The following is a 19441-nucleotide window of genomic DNA, read 5'->3' on the forward strand; positions in this document are numbered from 1 at the left end:
CTAGCGAAGGCGGTAAACCGTTGTGGGTGCAGCGCGCCCTTTAAGCTGGAACTCGCCAACTGGCTCGACGTGGAACATATCGTTTAGATGATCCACCATCTCCTGCGAGATGAGCGTAATAACATCGGCATAAGGGTCTACTTCTGTGCCAAGAGATTCTAGGCGCGAAGCAATATTCACCGTGTCTCCAATAACGGTGTAATTGACACGGGAAGGGGCGCCAAAGTCGCCTACCACCAGCGGTCCCATGTGAATGCCTATGCGAATGCGAATGGGGATTTCACCACGCATCACGCGGGCGGTATTCTCGCCCTTGATCACGCGGGAAATTTCGGTGGCTGCCATGACGGCCGGAATAGCGGGGTTGTCTATGGGTTCAGGCGCGCCCCAAAACGCCATAACGCTGTCGCCTATGTATTTGTCGATCGTACCATCATGCTTTGAAATTGCATTGCCGATCAGCGTTAGATGCTGATTGATGAGATGGGCAATCTCCTGCGTTTCCATCTGTTCGGAAAGTGCGGCAAAGCCTGCAATATCGGTAAAGAGGACAGACAGAACGCGTTCCTCTCCCTCGTGGGATTTTTTGCCGCTTTGTATCAGCTTGCTAACGAGCTGCGTTGGTACATAGCGTGAGAACATCCGTAGGCCAAAGAGCATCCGGTTGAAGGAGTTGGCAAAATCATCCAGCTCCCTAACGCGGCTACGGGGAATTTCTGAGATGTCCTTGAGGTCCATTTGATGGACTTTTGCAACGCCAAGAGCTGCAGAACGGACAGGACGCACAAGATAAAGCGCCACAGCACCAGCCAAAAACGCAAAGACTGCAATCAACGCTAAGGCGACGACGCCCGTTCGCCCTTGAGCGACTGGTGAGTTGCGCAGCAAGTCAGCGGGAAAGTACCACGCGACACGATAAGTCAAACTGCCTTGTCGTTTTTGTAGCGGGCCGACTGTTAGAATGTAGTCTTTATCTTCGATATTGATTTCAAAGGCCTTGAAGTTTGGTCCCATCGCGTTTTCCAAGCGGGTCGCGGGAACAGCGTTCTTCAGTTTCTCAAGGATCTCCTCTGTAATCACCTCGCTTTTGATTGCGTGCTGGCTGCTGGTTCCTTCAGAGTTTACCTCCGCCAGATCAGGGTGAACCAATACGCGCTGCTGGTCATCAATCAAAAAGGCGGCAAGGTCATTCTTGGAGATGCTGCGCAGTATCTCTGAAATGCGCTTGATGGATATGGCAAAGAGCATCGTTACAAGACGATCCCCTTCCTTATCCAGAACAGGATGAACGTAGTAGATGTAGTTCGTCTGCATGCCTTGAACGGCATAGGGCGAGGCCCAGAACGGATCGCTCTGCTTGTTGATCAGCCCTTCAATTCTAGCAACGATAGAGGAGTTTTCTGCGCTCACGTATCGCGGCACCAATACGCCATCATCACCAGTTCGGGCAACGAAGAGGGCTGCGCCATCCGGTGATACAAAAACAACCTGATCCAACATGGAGGTAGCGGCTGTCAGCCCGTAGGCATAGGCGTCCAGCTCTTCCTTGTCGATAAGCGATAGACTGCCGGAGAGGATGCCACGTTCTGTGTATTCGGCCTGAGATTCTATACCGTCGATAGACTGCGTAAGTTCGCGCTGGAGCTGCTCAAGTCGATTGGCGGAAAACAAGCCCATCACGCGGTTCACAGTCGTCCTGTTAGCCGTCCACTCCAGCAAAAAGATGCAGGCGCCGGTAAAAAGAATAGAACCGACAACAAAGCTGCACAGCAGTGTGGCAAGGCGTAGGCGATTGCCGCTCAATGACTTCTCCTTAAGGGCCTTCTAACGGGCATCAAGGAGTTTAGGCGCAAAGGCGCAAGGGCTACGTTAAGTACAAAGAAAAACAGGCGAAACCGGTTACCGATTTCGCCTGCTCATATCTTGAAATTACGCGTTCGCGTTAAGCTTTGGCAGTTTCCCGCTCATGCAGCATGGTGCTGTAATCAACGGCGACCTCGTAGGTTGGGTCTTCGTTGGCTTCCAGTTCCACCATGGAACCTGCTTTGCTCAGCAGCTTCTTACAGTCCGGGCTGAGGTGGCGCAGGTGCAGGCGCTTGCCAGCGCGCACATAACGACCAGCCAGAGCGTCGATTGCCTGAAGGCCGGAATGGTCCACCACGCGGGAGTTGATGAAGTCCACGATCACTTCATCGGGATCGTCTTCCGGTGTGAAGATCTCGGCAAAACCAGCAGCACTACCGAAGAACAGCGGGCCTTCCAGCTTGTAAACGAGGTGACCCTCCGGCGTATGGAACTTCTGTGCAGCGATGCGCTTGGAAGCGTTCCATGCATAAGCCAGAGCGGAAACGATAACACCCACAACAACAGCCACCGCAAGGTCAGCGTAAACGGTAACACCGGTTACAAGAGCAATGACGATGGCATCAGTCATCGGGATTTTGTTGAGGATCTTGAAAGTGTTCCACGCAAAGGTGCCGATAACCACCATGAACATCACGCCCACCAGAGCAGCAAGCGGAATGCGCTCGATAAGCGGGGATGCGAACAGGATGAACGACAGCAGGAACAGCGCTGCAGCAGTACCTGCGATGCGCGTACGACCGCCGGATTTCACGTTGATCATGGACTGACCGATCATCGCACAGCCACCCATACCGCCGAAGAAGCCGGTTACAACGTTCGCAGCTCCCTGCGCCAAGCATTCCTTGGAAGCGCCGCCTTTTTTGCCGGTCATGTCAGCAACAAGGTTCAACGTCAGAAGGCTCTCGATCAAACCGATTGCCGCCAGAATAAGCGAGTACGGCAGGATGATCTGCAAGGTTTCCATATTGAGCGGAACCATAGGGATATGGAACTGCGGCAGGCCACCTTCGATAGAAGCCATATCGCCAACGGTGCGCACATCAAGGCCAAGGGCCAAAACAACAGCAGAAACTACGAGAATACCGGCAAGTGGTGCTGGAATAGCGTTAGTGAACTTAGGCAGCAGCCAGATAACAGCCATGGTAAGGCCAACAAGACCAAGCATGAGCGTAAGGTCATAACCGCCAAGCCAATGGGATGCGCCCGTTGCAGCATCTACCACTTTGAACTGGCCGAGCTGGGCGAGGAAAATCACAATCGCCAGACCGTTCACAAAGCCGAGCATAACCGGATGTGGCACAAGGCGGATGAACTTACCCCAGCGCAGGGCACCAAAAATAATCTGCAAAATGCCCATCAGCACAACAGCGGCAAACAGATACTCAACCCCGTGCTGAACAACGAGGGAGACCATCACAACAGCCAGTGCGCCAGTCGCGCCGGAAATCATACCCGGACGACCACCAAACAATGCGGTGATAATGCCAACGATGAAGGCTGCATAGAGGCCCACAAGCGGGTGAACCTGCGCCACAAAGGCAAAGGCTACAGCTTCAGGCACAAGGGCAAGGGCAACAGTAAGCCCTGAAAGAAGCTCGGTTTTTACTGTGCCAGCAGACAGTTTCGTGTCTACAGGCGCAAGGGTTTCTGCAGGTGAATGCAACGGCAGCTCCAAACTGGAAAGGTATTTGGCTGGTGTTGAATTTCCTTGGATTTAAGGAAGGGTTCCCCCCAAACGTGCTTTACGCACTAATACCAGCTCTTAAGGTTTGGCAGAGTTCTAACCAAATTATGGCGAAAATGGTACCGTAAACTTGCATGGCTCCTATGCGTCCTGTGCAAAGCTATGCGATTTTCTGAGAGGTGGGGCCTGCTTATTTCTCCCACTTTCGGACTGTTTACCGCCTATGGGAAAATCGCTATAAACCTCTCTAACAGACTGGGAGGCATCGAGAATTTCTCATCAGTTAATCTCTTTTCTATTCGCCGTTGCAACAACGGAGCAGGCAAATAAATAGCCCTTTGCTTCGCCGTTGGTCCTAGGCCGAAAAGGGCAATAGAGTACTTAACGTGTGCTACCGAAAGGTCGAGCGCCTTTAGGATAGGAACACACGCCAAATCTATGACGCGGTGCGATTGGTGATTCTGCTAATCCAAACGCCCACGTTATCAGGGGAGCCTTTTCATGAAACCGACCAATCCCGTGTTCACTGGCGTTGAGACGACCATTTTTGAAAGAATGTCCCGTCTGGCGGTTCAGCATGGCGCTATCAATCTGGGGCAGGGGTTTCCTGATGTAGACGGACCCGAAGACATTCGCCAGAAAGCGGCCGATACGCTGATGGAAGGGCCAAACCAGTATCCGCCAATGCTGGGGCATCCCGCACTACGGCAGGCAGTCGCAGATAACAACAAACGTTTCTATAACCTTGATGTTGATTGGCAAAGCGAGGTGATGGTGACCTCCGGCGCAACCGAAGCGCTGGCCGATGCTATCTTCGCTCTGGTAGAGCCGGGCGATGAAGTCATCGTGATTGAGCCGCTCTATGACTGCTATTTGCCTCTAATCCAACGAGCAGGCGGCGTAGCTGTGCGCATCCGCGTGACCCCGCCAAACTGGGATCTGGATCTGGATGCACTAGCCTCAGCCTTTAACGAGAATACCAAGGCAATTCTCATCAATAATCCGATGAATCCAGCAGCCAAAGTGTTTTCCGAAGACGAGCTTGCAGCCATTGCAGCCCTATGCGTTGAAAACGATTGCTATGCAATTTGTGATGAGGTCTACGAACATCTCCTGTTCGATGGCGAAGCTCACACGCCGCTCATGTGCATGGACGGTATGCGTAACCGCTGTGTGCGCATCGGTTCTGCTGGTAAGACCTTCTCCATGACGGGCTGGAAAGTGGGCTACATCACTGCGCCTGCTAACCTTCTGGAGCCTATTGCCAAAGCGCACCAGTTTTTCACCTTCACAACGGCACCAAACCTGCAGCAAGCGGTTGCCTATGGGCTTGGTAAGGATGACAGCTACTTTAATGGCTTGTCTGCCGAGCTTCAGCGAAAGCGTGATAACCTAGCCAATGCCCTCTCTGGCTTGGGCTTTGGCGTTCTACCGTGTGATGCGACCTACTTTCTGACTGTTGACTACAGCCCGCTAGGCCTTAGCGAAAAGGACAGTGATTTGTGCATCCGTATGGTGGAAGAGGCGGGCGTCGCCCTTGTTCCCGTTTCGGCATTTTATGGTGGGGAAGCACCAGAGCATTACCTTCGCTTTTGTTTTTGTAAGCAGGATCATGTATTGGATGAGGCAGTAAAGCGTCTCGCCACATGGCTTGAAGGGCTGCACAAGTAGCCTCAACGGGCGAGACCAACCCTATTCATGTGTTGATGGGCATTCCGGATCACCGGATGGAGATAGGTAAGGACCTCAATGGATAATCCTGTATTGGTGGAAGTAACCCGTGGCAATCGGGTTGAAAGCCGTCATCGCGGTTCTGTGGCTATCGTTGACGATGAAGGCAAGCTGGTTTTCGGCATTGGTGATGTGAAACAGGGCGTTTTCGCGCGCTCCGCTGTAAAAGCGTTGCAGGCGCTACCGCTTGTGGAATCCGGCGCGGCCGATGCCCTGGACCTTGATGAAGCGGAAATCGCGCTGGCGTGTGCATCCCACAACGGTGAAGCGGTTCACGCAGGCACCGCTGGCATGATGCTGCGTAAGGCTGGCCTGAGCGTTGAAGACCTGATGTGTGGCACACACTGGCCGCGCTACATCGAAGACAGCGCCAAGCTTATCGAGGCAGGCGAGGGTCCGTGCCCACTGCACAACAACTGCTCCGGCAAACACGCAGGCTTCCTTGGTCTGGCAAAGGTTGTTGGTGTTCCAACTGCCAACTACACCGACTATGACCATCCGGTGCAAAAAGAAATCCGCAACGTGTTTGAATGCATGGCTGGCGAGATCGTTGGCGCGGACACCTGCGGCACTGACGGCTGCTCTATTCCGACCTATGCAATGGGCCTCGAAAACACAGCAAAAGCTTTCGCAAGGTTTGGCACTGGTACCGGCCTTGATGAAGAGCGTGCGAAAGCGGCTGAACGCATCTATGAGGCTTGCGTAAACGAGCCTTACATGGTCGCGGGCCGCGAGCGTTTCTGCACCGACATCATGGATATCTTCCGTGGCCGCGTTTTCGTTAAAACCGGCGCTGAAGGCGTGTTCTGTGCCTCCATTCCAGAGCTGGGCTACGGCGTTGCGCTGAAGTGTGACGACGGTGCGCCGCGTGCTGCCGAAAACATGATGGCTTCTGTCTTGAATGCGCTGCTTGAGCGCAACGATGAAGAGGAACAGGTTCTCTCCACTTGGCTCAATAAGCCACTGAAGAACTGGAACTCCATTCATGTCGGTGATGTTCGTGTGGTATCTGACTTTGCCAAGCTTTTGAAAGCACAGGCTTAACTCGTAGCGCGAACCACTCGGTTATCGGTGACTGTAAGGTGCGGCCACTCGGACGCACCTTTTTTTGTTAGGTCATCGGTAGCCCGTTCATTCCAGCGGTAACCCAGAACAGCCCCTTCGCTTGCGCCTTCAATAATATTCTGCGCGATGATGACATCGCCAGCTCCCTCTGCAACCGACACGTTAAAGCCGATAGGCGTTCCGCGCAGGATATTCTGCGAGGCAACCACATTGCGAAGAAAAGGACCCCAGCCAAGCAGCATACCAACGCGGGCAACATCCTCAATGGTGTTACCAGTCACGCTTGCATCCGCTTCAACCGAAATGCCGGTTCCAAAGGCTGTTTCGCCCAGAGGGTAGGGACCAGTACCCTTGATGTTGCGCACCACGTTACTGGAGACAACGGCAAGGTGTCCGCCTTGATCCAGATTTGCAACGGAAATACCAAGCGCAGCTCCGTCGACAAGGTTTTGCGAAATTACAGCGCCCTCAAAGGCAAACTCGCAGAAAATTGCCACTTCACCACTTGCAAGGCATTGGTTGCCTAGCACTTGGAAGTTGGAGGAGGAGTTGCCGCGAATAGCAGAAAAAGCGCAATCGCGAATGATGTTGTTAGAGACCATCACCCCATCTGCAAGATAGGCGTTGATGCCGTTGCCGTTCTGGCCTGTGCCGCCTGCATCAGCTCTGATGTTGGAAATCCGGTTGCCGCGCACCTGCGCACCGTCATAGCCCTTAGACCAGCGGTGGACGAGAATGCCGCCATTACCGCAGTCACTCACTCTGTTATCGAGAATGTTCAGCGCATTGCCTTCAACACTGAAGATCGCAACGTCCAAAAGATTGGTGAAGCTGGATCGCACCACTTCGCCGGAAGAACGTTCAAGATAAAGGCCGCAGCTTGCACCATTAAAGAACGAGCAATCCTCAATTGTGAGGTTTGAAGCTGCTTTGAAGAGCGCTAATCCCTTGTAACCCTCTCCGCTGCCACTAGTTCCTTTGCCATCAAGAGATAGGCCCTCTAGCCGAATATGAGAGACGTCAGAAGCCTGCAATACAGGGTCTGCGCCACTGGCCTCTAGGATTGTCAGGTTTGGCACGCCGATAAGCTGGGCGTTGCTTGGCAGGTTGAGCGTTGAAACCTTGTAGCGCCCTGCTGGAAGCAAAAGCGGTTCACCGGCCGTCGCGGCGGCATTGATGAGCGCTTGCAGCGGCGCAGTAACATCGCTACCTGCTTGGCTGGTAAGCGCGGCTGCTTCTGGCGAAAAGGAGCGACGTAGCCCAAGCTTTGAAAAGTCTGGGGTTTGCGCAAGAACAGCTGAGCTACTGGCCGCAAGCAATGTCATCGCAGCGCCTGCTTTTAGAAAAGCCCGTCGGTTGAGGCTGCTGGATGTGTTCTTGCGCATCTCTTGTCTCTAACGATTGTTTATAAAACGGTCGAAAAGCTGATTGGCAGCGATGGTTGGTGCAAGAGTGCCAGACTGCACCTTTGCTTCCCACTCAGGCAGGATTTCTTTGATATCGGGATCGGTTTGTAGAGCGCTTATGAGCTTGTCTTGCAATTGTGACCACATCCAGGAAACTTGCTGGTTCGCGCGCCGCTTCTGCCACTCTCCACTTGCTTTCATTCGGTCTTCAAAAATACCGATCTGCGTCCAAACCTCATCAAGGCCCTCATTGGCAAGCCCAGACATGGTGAGGACAGGCGGCGACCAGTGCTTGGATCGCGGCGCGAGGATATTCAGCGCAGCACGGTACTCGGACGCTGCAGCGCGAGCACGGATTGCACCGTCACCATCTGCTTTGTTGACGGCAATCATATCGGCGATCTCAAGAACACCCTTCTTGATGCCTTGTAGTTCATCTCCCGCGCCGGGAAGCATGAGAACGAGGAAGAAGTCCACCATCTGCGCAACGGTCGTTTCGGACTGACCAATGCCAACCGTCTCGACGATGATAACGTCAAAGCCTGCCGCTTCGCACAGCAGCATTGTTTCGCGGGTTTTAGCTGCAACACCGCCAAGGGTGCCGGAAGACGGGGAAGGGCGGATATAGGCATTCCGGTCATGGCTAAGGCGCGCCATGCGGGTCTTATCGCCAAGAATAGAACCGCCCGTGCGCGTAGAGGACGGGTCAACCGCAAGAACCGCAACCCTATGGCCAGCTTCGGTCAGGTTGGAGCCAAGCGCATCAATGGTGGTGGACTTGCCAACACCCGGTACGCCAGTAAGGCCTAAACGAAACGCCTTACCGGTCCTGTCCATAATACGGGCAAGCAGTGCTTCTGCCAGTTTGCGGTGCGCAGGCTTTTTGGATTCCACCAATGTGATTGCCCGCGCAAGTGCCGCCCTGTTGCCCTCGCACAATTGCTGTGCAAGCTGTTCAAGGTCGATGGGTGCGGTTTTCGGGCTCATCAAAACAATGGTCCTTTGGCCTTGGAATGAATCAGACCTAACCCTTGACCATGGCAGGCAAAAACGCAAGCCAGACCAACAGCTTCCCGCTAAGGTACTAAGAGGAAACTGCTCTAGCGGTAGACAATAGCGGTACCGGATGCAGTAACCATCATCATGGAGCCGTTGCTGCCTACAGTTTCGTAGTCAACGTCAATGCCAATAACGCCGTTTGCACCCATGCGTTGAGCCTGCTCGCACATTTCCTGAATAGCAATGCGGCGCGCCTTTTCGATTTCCGCCTCATAAGCGCCAGAGCGGCCACCGACGATATCGCGAATGCCGGCAAAGAGATCTTTAAAAATGTTGGCGCCCATAATGGCTTCACCATGAACGAGGCCCTTGTATTCAACGATATCGAGGCCCTGCAAAGTATGTGTGGTGGAGGTGAGCATAAGAATTTTCCTAAAACGGGTAAAAGATACACTTGATCTAGGAAGGCGAAGCGCTGCTTTTAAGAGCTCTGCGAAAACTTTGTTTTCATAAACCCTGTTCAGCCGCGTTAGGGCGCACTTAATGGTGTCCACGGGCTTTGCTGGGCATGGGCGCGGGCATGGGCCACACTCGGAGCAAAAAGCCCGAGAGGTTATAATGATTAGCGTTGCGCCTTTGATTTTTGCCGCCCTTACAGGCTCCTCCGCAAACCCGACTGTTCCCACAGTGAACCCGATCGTGGAGCGGGTTGATATCGAGCTATCCCAATGCATCAAAGAGCAGGACAACAAAGGCGAAGCGCAATATCCATGTATCTATGCCGGAGCAATGGCGTGCCTTGGCGGCCCTGCCTCCAACGAGGAACGGGCAGAGTGTGTGTCGCTGGAGCGGTACTTCTGGGACCGTAAGCTCAACAGGCTCTACAAAACCATGACTTCAAAGAAAAGCCCGAGCAGCTTCTCTAAAGACCTGCGAGACGCCCAGAGAAACTGGATTTCTTTGAGGGACAAAGACTGCTCTCTCTTTGCATCAATGGGCGTGCAGGGCTCGCGCGAAAAGCGGCTGCACGAGGAATGCATGCTCGAGCATACCGCTTTCCGCTACATCAAGCTTGATGAGTTCTATCAGGCCTCAAAAGGGCGCAAATGATTAGGCTGTAACGGGCGGAAGGCCAACAGCAGCGCGGCCTTCATTGGATTTCAAGGAAAAGTCAGTGCCAGCGTATGCAGCCCCTTCAGGTGAACACAAGAAGGCAATCGCCTCTGCTGCCCAGCTTGCTGGAATGTGAGCGCTTGGCTGCAACTGGCTCACAGGGTTGATGCCGGATGTGCGGATCTGTACCTGCATTTCGGTCGCTACAGTACCTGGGCTCATGCCAATAACGTTGATACCCTTCTCGCGGTATTCTTTATCAGTGCACTTGGTTAGGGAAAGAACCGCAGCCTTGGTTGCGCAGTAATGGCTCCACCCCTCAAGAGCACCAGTCGCAGCACCGGAGCTGATGTTGATGATGGTCCCACTTCCCTTGGCCAGCATCGCTGGAAGAGCTGCATGAATGCCATAGTAAACGCCCTTCACGTTGATATCGACCACCTTGCCCCATGCTTCAGGGTCGCTTTCATCAATGCGTGCGATAGGGTCAATGACACCAGCATTATTGATCAGAATATCGAGTGAACCGGAAACTTTCTCCGCCATAGCAACAGCACGTGCTACTGCGTCATAGTTGCTTACATCGACCTGAATGGCATCGGCCTTGCCGCCGTTTTCGCGAATATCGCAGGCGATTGCTTCAATGGCTTCTTCCGAGCGGGCAGCAAGAATAACGTGCGCGCCGCGTTCCGCGAACAAGCGGGCAGTTGCTTCACCAATCCCCCGGCTGGCACCAGTGATCAATGCGGTTTTACCTTCAAACATGTACATAGCAACCTCGACTTCTGGTGCTGGATCTTTTGGGAATAGGATAGCGGCTGGGTTCCGGCTGGAACTATCCAAGAGACTCCGTTAAGTGTACATCCTGAGATATATCTACGTACAGATAGCAGGCTGTAATTATTGATAATTACCCAGATTATTGGGCGAAAATGAGCGATCTAATTATACGAGAGTTGAATGGGTCAGAGGCGCCGCAAGCCACAGCACTGGCTATTGAGGTGTGGCTTCATACCTATGGCGTAAATGGCATCGAGCCGGATCAAGCCCGCTACGTGCTGGATAATATCAGCGAGCAGTCAATGGCGGAGATGATTCACAGCCCGCACCACAAGGTGTTCGGCGCTTTTGAAGGGAAGGGGCTGGCTGCGCTGTTGGTGTTGGATGGCTCATCCGTTTGTCCAAGCGACAACGAGTTGCGCTGGGAAATTCATAAGCTCTACGTCAAAGACCAATTCAAAGGTCGCGGGTTAGGGCGTCGCTTCTTGCAAGTTGCCGAGGAGGTTTGCGGGTCTGACGGAGGCTATTGGCTGACGGTCTATCATGGTAATGCGTCAGCGATTGCGTTTTATAAGGCAATGCATCTCGCCTTGTGGGGCGAGACCTACTTCAATCTTCAAGGCAAACTTAATCTCAATTACATCTATGCGCTGAAGACCAAAGTGTAGGAAAACGAAAACGGCCCCGAAGGGCCGTTTGCATTATTCGTATCCTAAGCTCTCATTCAGCTTATGAATGAGGCCCTCAGCAGCCTCTGAAATGACTGTGCCCGGAGGGAAAATCGCCGATGCACCGGAGGCGTAAAGCGCGTCATAATCCTGCGGAGGTACGACACCGCCAACAACAATCATGATGTCTTCGCGCCCTTCATCCGCAAGCGCCTTTTTAAGCGCTGGCACCAGTGTCAGGTGGCCTGCGGCAAGGGAGGAAACGCCGACAATATGGACGTCGTTTTCAATCGCCTGTCGGGCAGCCTCTTCCGGTGTTGCAAACAGTGGCCCGATATCGACGTCGAAACCAAGGTCGGCAAAGGCCGAGGCGATGACCTTCTGGCCACGGTCGTGACCATCCTGTCCCATCTTGGCAACGAGAATACGAGGGCGGCGGCCCTCGTTCTCTTCAAAGTCGTTGACCAGCTTTTCGATCTTGGAAAGAGCGGCAGACATGGAGCCAACCTCACGTTTGTAAACGCCTGCGATGGATTTGATCTCGGCTCTATGGCGGCCGAAAGCGTTTTCCATCGCAAGGGAGATTTCGCCAACTGAGGCTTTGGCGCGGGCGGCTTTGACACAAAGGTCAAGCAGGTTGCCCTCGCCGGAACGGGCAGCGTTTTCAAGCGCGGTGAGGGCCGCCTGTGTGTCAACCTCGTTACGCTCTTCACGAAGACGCTTGAGCTTCTCGATCTGACGAGCGCGAACCTCAGCGTTATCTACCTGTAGAACTTCCAGCTGATCTTCCTTGTCAGGACGATACTTGTTAACGCCGATAACGCTTTGCGTGCCACTATCGATGCGGGCCTGCGTTTTGGCCGCGGCTTCCTCGATGCGCAGCTTCGGAATGCCCTTTTCGATGGCCTTCGCCATGCCGCCAAGGCTCTCGATTTCTTCGATATGCTTTAGTGCTTTAGCCGCAAGATCGTTCGTCAGACGCTCAACGTAATAGGAACCACCCCAAGGGTCGATAGTCTTTGTCGTGCCGCTTTCCTGCTGAAGGAACAGCTGGGTGTTACGAGCAATACGGGCGGAAAAGTCCGTCGGCAGTGCGAGCGCTTCATCTAGTGCGTTAGTGTGCAGCGACTGCGTGTGGCCCTGCGTTGCTGCCATAGCTTCAACAGTTGTACGAACGACGTTGTTGTAGACATCCTGCGCGGTGAGGGACCAGCCAGAGGTCTGCGAGTGCGTACGCAAAGACAGGCTCTTCGGGTTCTTTGGCTGGAAGTTTTCCTGCATGAGCTTGGCCCAGATCAGGCGAGCGGCGCGCAGCTTTGCTACTTCCATGAAGAAGTTCATGCCAATGGCCCAGAAGAACGACAGGCGCGGGGCAAATTGGTCGATGTCCATGCCTGCAGCAACACCTGCACGGGCATACTCAATGCCGTCAGCAATGGTGAATGCCAGCTCCAGATCGGCAGTCGCGCCAGCTTCCTGCATATGGTAGCCGGAGATGGAGATGGAGTTGAACTTCGGCATATTCTGCGAGGTGTAGGCAAAAATGTCCGAGATGATGCGCATGGATGGAGCAGGAGGATAGATGTAGGTGTTGCGCACCATGAACTCTTTCAGAATGTCATTCTGAATGGTTCCAGAGAGCTTTTCAGCTGGTACGCCCTGTTCTTCCGCCGCTACAATGTAGAGCGCCATGATTGGCAGAACAGCGCCGTTCATGGTCATGGATACGCTCATTTTATCCAGCGGAATGCTGTCAAAGAGCGTACGCATGTCATATATGCTGTCAATTGCAACACCGGCCATACCAACGTCACCGGCAACGCGTGGGTGATCACTATCGTAGCCGCGGTGTGTTGCTAGATCGAAGGCGACCGACAGGCCTTTCTGACCAGCAGCCAGATTGCGGCGGTAAAACGCGTTGGAATCTTCAGCAGTTGAGAAGCCAGCGTACTGGCGCACTGTCCAAGGCTGCTGAACATACATGGTCGGGTAGGGGCCGCGCATAAACGGTGCAAGGCCGGGCCAAGAGTTTAGGTGATCAAGCCCCTCAAGATCCTCGGGAGAATAGCTCGATTTTACCGCGATACCTTCTGGCGTCATCCAGCTTTCAGCAGATGCCTCCGCTACACGCTCGGCGCTGTCTTCAAACTCGGCTTTTGTGAAGTCGGGAAACCGGCTCATGCGCCTTCCTCCAATGACAATCGCAGGTCAGAATGGGGCGGATGGCTAAACACTGCATGGCAGCTCTGCAGCTCTGCTAAAATGTTGCAGCCGTTAAAGACAACCGCGTCAGCGCTGTCCGGTAGACCCTTTGGTTTGACAACGACCGTCACGCGTTCTGCGCCAGCTGACTTTAGCTGAGCAACTAACTCGGCGCCGCGTTCGGCGTAGGCATCATCTGTCCCGCATAGACAGGCAATCACTGCGCCGCTTTCCTTGAATGCCTTGACCATAGCCGCAGTGTCAGAAAACACAGCAGAAGGCGTGGCTTGGAAACCGCCACTTGCATACAGATTGGCTGCAAATGTCGCGCGGGCTGTGTGGTCGGCTACAGAGCCAATCGTTGCCATGAAGATTTTTGGAGCAACGCCCGTCAACTCGGTAAAGTTCTCGGCTTGCTTGCGCAGAGCTTCAAACGGCTCGGAAAGACGCGCGATCGGCAGCTTTTCGCAAGTGATACCATTGGTTTTTGGCCGCGAGCTTTGGATATCAAGCAGCGTAAAGCCTTCCGCATAGAACTTGCGGAACGAGGCACAATGAGAGCCTTGCGCATCAGGCTCGGCTATCCCCTCAACCTTGGTGCTAACACAAATGTCGGGAAGATCCACCACATTAATGCGAACCGGTTTTTCATCAGCATTCGGGAAGGCTGTCGTTCCGGTCAAAGGCATTGCGCCGAAAGCGACGGCTTCTTCCTGCTCTGCGCGCTTTTTTGCGATAGCTGATTGCAAGAACCCGCTTTGCAGCGCATTGAAAATGCCGCCGTCGGCTTCGATCTGCTGGAAGAAGCGCCAAGCCTCGCGGGCAATAGCATCTGTACGCTGTTCAACGAGACCTGAACCTGCGCCCGGGTCATTAACCGCTGCTAGGTTGCTTTCTTCAATCAAAATGCTCTGGGTGTTGCGAGCGACGCGACGGGAGAAACCGTCTGCCAGTCCGCCAGCAACCATAAACGGAAGCACTGTCACGCTATCTGCGCCGCCCAGCCCTGCTGCAAATGCAGAGACGCTAGAGCGCAGCATATTCACCCATGGGTCATAGCGGGTTTGCATGCGCCATGAGCTTTCCATATGCAGGTGAAGCCCTTCAGCTGGCAGACCTGCAACGTTCATCAAACGAGACCACAGAACTCTTAGCGCGCGCGCCTTGGCAAGTGTTGTAAACTGGTCCGCATCAGCAACTGCGGTTACGCCAACCATACGGGCTAGGTCTTCATCACTAAGGTTGCCGTTCTCCAGCATGCGTAGATAAGCAATGGTGGAGGCCAGAATGATCCCGAGTTCCTGAGCAGGACTTGCACCAGCATTATGGAAAATGCGGCCATCGGCTCTGCAAAGGCTGCCGTGAACTCCCATCTGCTTCATGTGAGCAGCAAAGTCGATGAGGCGGGTACCTAGAACATCCAGAGGGTTACGGATGACGCCGTTTTGGGCATAGATGCCCCAGATCTCGACGGGCGCGTGGATGCGCAAACTGTCTTCCGCAATGCCCATGCTCTTGCAGGCTTCCAGAAGCAGCATCGTCACAGCGCTGCCTTCGTAACCACAATCGAGGTGGAAATCGATCAAGTCCGGCTTCACGCCATCCAGTAGCTTGAGCATATCCTCAAGGCTGCGGGCATCAACGCCGGAACCACGTGAGTTGGAAGAGGAGGGGAACACAAGTTCCAAACTATCGGCGCCGCCCATCAAATCCTCAAGGATTTGGTCGTTCGCCTGCTCGATAATGGGATGATCGACCCGCTGAACGATGCGCCACGGAACGCGAGCGCCCCTTAATTGCAGCGGGTTACGCTCCCTCATACCTTCATAGATAGCGGAAACTGTCAGGCCATCACGGTCTGTTGTGTCCAACGTCGATACCGCAGCGCCCTTAAGGGCCTTGGCAGCGGCACCCTCCCAGTCGTTTCGTGAGGCTTCCCGAAAATAACTAGGAATATCAATAGATTGATGTTCCATGCAAAGTCCTTCCCGGCTCTTTATAGTAAAGACCGTAACAATCTTTCAAGCTATCCTTACGTTCTACGGCACCTATAGCCATAGCCCCCAAGCTTAGGAGGCGCAAAAAGTACCCCATGCCCGTTGCATAGGCATATGTCTCATTAGGTTTAATTATCCTAAACTTGTCGCAATTGACCCTAGGGTATGTAACGCTGTTACTATTGCCGAGTGTTAGTTAATAACTGCTGATCAGTACGCTGGTTAGGGCAGAGAGCAGGGGCAATATTACCGAGATATCAGTGATTTCATTTGGTCTCAATAAACGAGGCTCCAATTTGAATGGTTACATGAAATGCTCTCCCTTTCTTTTTGGTTGCTGACTATTATTGAGAATTAATCACGTATCACGGTGTGGCTAATCGGGTTGGGGTAGCTCGTTTCGTCACTCGTATTGCTGCCTGTCCATGTAACGAGTTGGGGCAAGGCCCTATGAGCTTGGTGGCGCTTCGTAACGAATAAAAGGCGAAGAAGTGCCTCACCCAAAGGGAAGGCAAGGCAGAATGAACGATACCGCAGATGTCGAATCGAAAGTAAAAGCCATCGCTGAGGCGCGTGCCGCAAAGCCGGTGCTGGATATTGTGGAGTCCTATCTGAGAAGGTTGGGTGCGTCCCACATTCTCATTACAGGGCTGCCAATGCCCAACAGGACCATTGATAGTCTGGTCCATCGGTTTCGCTGGCCGGATGAGCGCAATGGCGGGGTCGAGCGTACCTCGCTCAGTGCGGGCGATAATGCTCTTATGCTCGGTCTATCTGGTAACCGACCAGCTATTAAGCAGGTTGGCTCTACAGACACGATCAACTCGGAGCTCTTTTCCGCTATCGGCGAGGGCGCACGCGTCATGGTCATTCCTGTTGATGCGTTGCATCCGTTTCAGGCGATGGTTGTTGGCGCAGGCCATGGCATTTCGGCAGAGTCCTTCGATCTGGCGTCTCTGGAAATCGTTTCTGCAGCAGCCTTTAAACGCCTCTTTGAGCTTGGCGTGATTTCCGATCAGCGTCCGGGTGATCTTTCCGCCCGTGAACGGCGTGTGTTGGAACTGACTGCTCTAGGCAAAACAGCGCATGAGATTGCTGAGGATTTGGATATCTCCCAGCGGACGGTTCATGCTCACCTCCAAAACGCGAGCGCTAAGCTGAACGCCTCCAACAAGACCCACACAGTGGTTGAGGCGTTGCGCTACGGGCAGATCAAAATCTAGATGCGCAGCTTTATCTGAGAAGTTTGACGCATTTGGAAAGCACTAGGCGGGGCGGTGACACCGTCCCACTAGCATGTTTGAGAGGCGGTTCACGTGTCGCGCTCCAATATCTGAAGGGGGCTATCAGCTAGCCTCCATCTCAATTGATACTGATCGCTGCAAAGTAGACACGTAAATCGACATTGCTTCCGCCGAGTAGGTATACGGGTAGGCAAAAAAAATAGGCCCTTGGCACACATCCTGTGAGCTTGCAGGGCCTACTTTCAAAGCAGCATTATCTCTTAAATCAAGTTCACTTCGCGGGAAGCGTAATTCTTTAAGAAGCGCGGGCAGGAAATTGCCCGAAGAAGCCTGAGCGTTTCTCTATGAACCTGAAACGCGTCACAGGTGATCCAAAAGCAAATAAGCCGGATATTTAAGCGATCTGGCTCAGGCTAGGGATCTTCTTGATAATTGCGTCAACTTTTTCGTCGCCAACATTTTCCTTGGCGAATTTGATCGTCATTTTGGCGACAGACTGAATCTGTCCCATGCTCAGGCCGAGGCTGGTCAGCTCATTAAGAGCGGCAAGGACGCCAACTGTGCTGGACATCTTGCTGGCTAGGCCACCAAGCAGACCAGAGCTGTCTTTTGCTTCCTGCTGGCCAAGAAATTCCTCGGCTTTAGGAAAGGCGTCCATCAGAACTTCCATATCTTCCGAAGAGCAGTTCTTGGAAATGAAGTTCAAGATAACTCCAACAGCAGCCTTGGCTGTGTCTTCTTCGAGCTCGGTTTTTTGGACGATCCGGTTGATCAAACGGTGCATTAATGGTCTCCAGAGTTCCACCTATGCGTTCAACTTAAGCGCTTGCAGCGCCTTGAACACCAAGGAAACACACTCCCGTAAAAAAAGGCCGCAATAAGGTCTTGGGAGGCTTTTCCTCAAGCCTATGCTTTTTCGCTATGCAAGTGCAAGTTAACAGTTACTAACTTTGCGGCTTACCGTAATTTCAAAGTGGCTAACTATAAGGAAAATATCGCCTTATCGAGCTTTGTTAGTATTTAGGGGCAAAAAAGGAGAGGAGTTCTCCAAAACACGCCGGTGGAAAAATCACGGTAATGTGCGCCGCCGATTAAAAACAGCAGGGATACCCGCCCACCTGTGCTATGTGCTAAAGCCTCTAATTCAAAGCATGGCCGCTATCTGCCATTATGTTTGCCGAGCAGACCGTGGTCAGTGCTTACTGCGATAATGACATAATGAAAGGGAAACCGGTATGAGCCAGTTGGAAAAGGTCCTTGCCCGCGTTGATGATAACCTTGACGCCAGCTTGAACCGTTTGTTCGACCTCATTCGCATCAAGAGCATCTCCACCGATCCAGCTTACAAAGACGACTGCCGCTCCGCCGCTCAGTGGCTGGCAGACGAGTTGACCGCTATCGGTATTCCTTCTGAAGTGCGCGACACCACTGGTCATCCAATGGTCGTTGGTCACCGCGTTGTTGAAGGCAAATCCGGCCCGCACGCGCTGTTCTACGGTCACTATGATGTTCAGCCGGTTGATCCGATCGAACTCTGGCATGCAGACCCGTTTGATCCGCAGATCGTGACCCGTGAAGACGGTTCCAAGATGATCGTTGCTCGCGGCGCAAACGATGACAAAGGCCAGCTGATGACCTTTGTTGAAGCAGCTCGCGCATGGATGGAAGAAGCTGGCGAACTGCCGATCTCCATCTCTATCCTTCTTGAAGGTGAAGAAGAAAGCGGCTCTCCATCTCTTCAGCCATTCCTTGATGAAAACAAGGAAGAGCTTTCCAAAGACCTCGCGCTCGTTTGCGATACCAGCATGTGGGACAAAGACACTCCTGCGATTTCCGTAATGCTGCGCGGTCTAGTGGGTGAAGAAATCACCCTCAAGGGTCCGAATAAAGACCTGCACTCTGGTATGTACGGCGGCGCCGCTCGCAACCCGCTGCATGTCCTGTGCGATATGGTGGCTGGCCTGCGTGACGAAAACGGCCGTATCACTCTGCCGGGCTTCTATGATGGTGTTCTGGAATTGCCAGAAGACGTGAAGAAAATGTGGGATGGCCTAGGCTTCACCGACGAAGAATTCCTTGGCGGCATTGGCCTGAAAAATCCGGGTGGCGAGAAAAACTACTCCACTCTGGAACAGATCTGGTCTCGTCCGACTTGCGAAGTAAACGGCCTGTGGGGCGGTTACACCGGCGAAGGCTTCAAAACCGTTATTCCTGCTGAAGCTCACGCAAAAGTATCCTTCCGTCTGGTTGGCGATCAGGACCCTGAGCTGATCCGCGATGCGTTCCGCGCTTACCTCAAGTCCAAAACCCCTGAAGACTTCGAGCTGATCTTGCACCCGCATGGCGGCGACAAAGCTCTGCGTATGGACTTTGATGCTCCTGCGCTTGCAAAGGGCAAAGAAGCTCTCTCTGCTGAGTGGAACAAAGAAGCTGTTCTCGTTGGTTGCGGTGGTTCCATTCCAATCGTTGGTAAGTTCAAAAACACCCTCGAAATGGATTCCCTGCTGATCGGTTTCGGCCTTGATGAAGACCAGATCCACTCTCCAAACGAAAAGTACGAGCTGAAGAGCTTCCATAAAGGCATTCGCTCTTGGGTTCGCGTTCTGGATGAACTAGCCAAGGGCTAAAAAAGCCTCTAGTGTTAAACGACATGCCGGAGACAGGTTCTGCCTCCGGCATTATTTTT

The 19441-nt window shown here is 53.3% G+C and carries 15 protein-coding genes; 6 read left to right on the forward strand and 9 right to left on the reverse strand.

Annotated elements, in window-relative coordinates:
- Together E1162_RS16845 and E1162_RS16850 are read right to left on the reverse strand one after the other, a co-directional pair.
- The gene (locus tag E1162_RS16845) at nucleotides 1-1803 is read right to left on the reverse strand and encodes an adenylate/guanylate cyclase domain-containing protein (RefSeq protein ID WP_155133639.1); all 1803 of its coding nucleotides are present in this window, start codon (nucleotides 1801-1803) and stop codon (nucleotides 1-3) included.
- 139 nt (nucleotides 1804-1942) lie between these two features.
- Nucleotides 1943-3529, reverse strand: a complete 1587-nt coding sequence (locus E1162_RS16850) for a SulP family inorganic anion transporter (RefSeq protein WP_257099068.1) — start codon at nucleotides 3527-3529, stop codon at nucleotides 1943-1945.
- Between the two features lie 522 nt (nucleotides 3530-4051).
- Between E1162_RS16850 and E1162_RS16855 the strand changes: the two genes are divergently transcribed.
- The gene (locus E1162_RS16855) at nucleotides 4052-5221 is read left to right on the forward strand and encodes an aminotransferase (RefSeq protein ID WP_155133645.1); all 1170 of its coding nucleotides are present in this window, start codon (nucleotides 4052-4054) and stop codon (nucleotides 5219-5221) included.
- Between the two features lie 78 nt (nucleotides 5222-5299).
- Nucleotides 5300-6325, forward strand: coding sequence for an asparaginase (locus E1162_RS16860; protein WP_155133648.1), 1026 nt, complete (start codon nucleotides 5300-5302; stop codon nucleotides 6323-6325).
- Here E1162_RS16860 and E1162_RS16865 read toward each other — a convergent pair.
- The 3 genes from E1162_RS16865 to E1162_RS16875 form a co-directional block, all read right to left on the reverse strand.
- Nucleotides 6322-7731, reverse strand: a complete 1410-nt coding sequence (locus E1162_RS16865; RefSeq protein WP_155133651.1) for a TIGR03808 family TAT-translocated repetitive protein — start codon at nucleotides 7729-7731, stop codon at nucleotides 6322-6324. The two genes, E1162_RS16860 and E1162_RS16865, sit on opposite strands and share 4 nt — an antisense overlap.
- 9 nt (nucleotides 7732-7740) lie before the next feature.
- Nucleotides 7741-8739, reverse strand: coding sequence for a methylmalonyl Co-A mutase-associated GTPase MeaB (gene meaB / locus E1162_RS16870; protein WP_155133654.1), 999 nt, complete (start codon nucleotides 8737-8739; stop codon nucleotides 7741-7743).
- 113 nt (nucleotides 8740-8852) lie between these two features.
- Nucleotides 8853-9173, reverse strand: a complete 321-nt coding sequence (locus E1162_RS16875; RefSeq protein WP_155133657.1) for a heavy metal-binding domain-containing protein — start codon at nucleotides 9171-9173, stop codon at nucleotides 8853-8855.
- A gap of 196 nt (nucleotides 9174-9369) precedes the next feature.
- Here E1162_RS16875 and E1162_RS16880 point away from each other — a divergent pair, with 196 nt between their 5' ends.
- Nucleotides 9370-9861 (forward strand): lysozyme inhibitor LprI family protein, encoded by a 492-nt coding sequence (locus E1162_RS16880; RefSeq protein WP_257099069.1) that lies wholly within the window; start codon nucleotides 9370-9372, stop codon nucleotides 9859-9861.
- Here the strand turns inward: E1162_RS16880 and E1162_RS16885 are convergent, their stop codons facing one another.
- A complete protein-coding gene (locus E1162_RS16885) occupies nucleotides 9862-10635 on the reverse strand; it encodes an SDR family oxidoreductase (protein ID WP_155133662.1) in 774 nt (257 codons plus the stop codon).
- Nucleotides 10636-10796: 161 nt separating this feature from the next.
- On the opposite strand from E1162_RS16885, the gene E1162_RS16890 reads away from it, so the two are divergent.
- Complete coding sequence (locus E1162_RS16890) at nucleotides 10797-11312, forward strand: GNAT family N-acetyltransferase (RefSeq protein WP_155133665.1); 516 nt, start codon at nucleotides 10797-10799, stop codon at nucleotides 11310-11312.
- 33 nt (nucleotides 11313-11345) lie between these two features.
- Here E1162_RS16890 and scpA read toward each other — a convergent pair whose 3' ends face one another.
- Together scpA and E1162_RS16900 are read right to left on the reverse strand one after the other, a co-directional pair.
- Nucleotides 11346-13493 (reverse strand): methylmalonyl-CoA mutase, encoded by a 2148-nt coding sequence (gene scpA / locus E1162_RS16895; RefSeq protein WP_155133668.1) that lies wholly within the window; start codon nucleotides 13491-13493, stop codon nucleotides 11346-11348.
- Nucleotides 13490-15490, reverse strand: coding sequence for a methylmalonyl-CoA mutase family protein (locus E1162_RS16900; protein WP_155133671.1), 2001 nt, complete (start codon nucleotides 15488-15490; stop codon nucleotides 13490-13492). The genes scpA and E1162_RS16900 overlap by 4 nt, the downstream gene beginning before the upstream one ends.
- Before the next feature lie 542 nt (nucleotides 15491-16032).
- Between E1162_RS16900 and E1162_RS16905 the strand changes: the two genes are divergently transcribed.
- Nucleotides 16033-16734 (forward strand): LuxR C-terminal-related transcriptional regulator, encoded by a 702-nt coding sequence (locus E1162_RS16905; protein WP_155133674.1) that lies wholly within the window; start codon nucleotides 16033-16035, stop codon nucleotides 16732-16734.
- A gap of 415 nt (nucleotides 16735-17149) precedes the next feature.
- Here the strand turns inward: E1162_RS16905 and E1162_RS16910 are convergent, their stop codons facing one another.
- Nucleotides 17150-17539: a DUF2780 domain-containing protein gene (locus tag E1162_RS16910; protein WP_155133677.1), complete on the reverse strand. Its 390-nt coding sequence runs from the start codon at nucleotides 17537-17539 to the stop codon at nucleotides 17150-17152.
- Nucleotides 17540-17990: 451 nt separating this feature from the next.
- On the opposite strand from E1162_RS16910, the gene E1162_RS16915 reads away from it, so the two are divergent.
- A complete protein-coding gene (locus E1162_RS16915) occupies nucleotides 17991-19382 on the forward strand; it encodes a dipeptidase (protein ID WP_155133680.1) in 1392 nt (463 codons plus the stop codon).
- Nucleotides 19383-19441: the final 59 nt, after the last annotated feature.

The sequence above is a fragment of the Pseudovibrio flavus genome (genome assembly GCF_009711345.1).
Taxonomy (GTDB): domain Bacteria; phylum Pseudomonadota; class Alphaproteobacteria; order Rhizobiales; family Stappiaceae; genus Pseudovibrio; species Pseudovibrio flavus.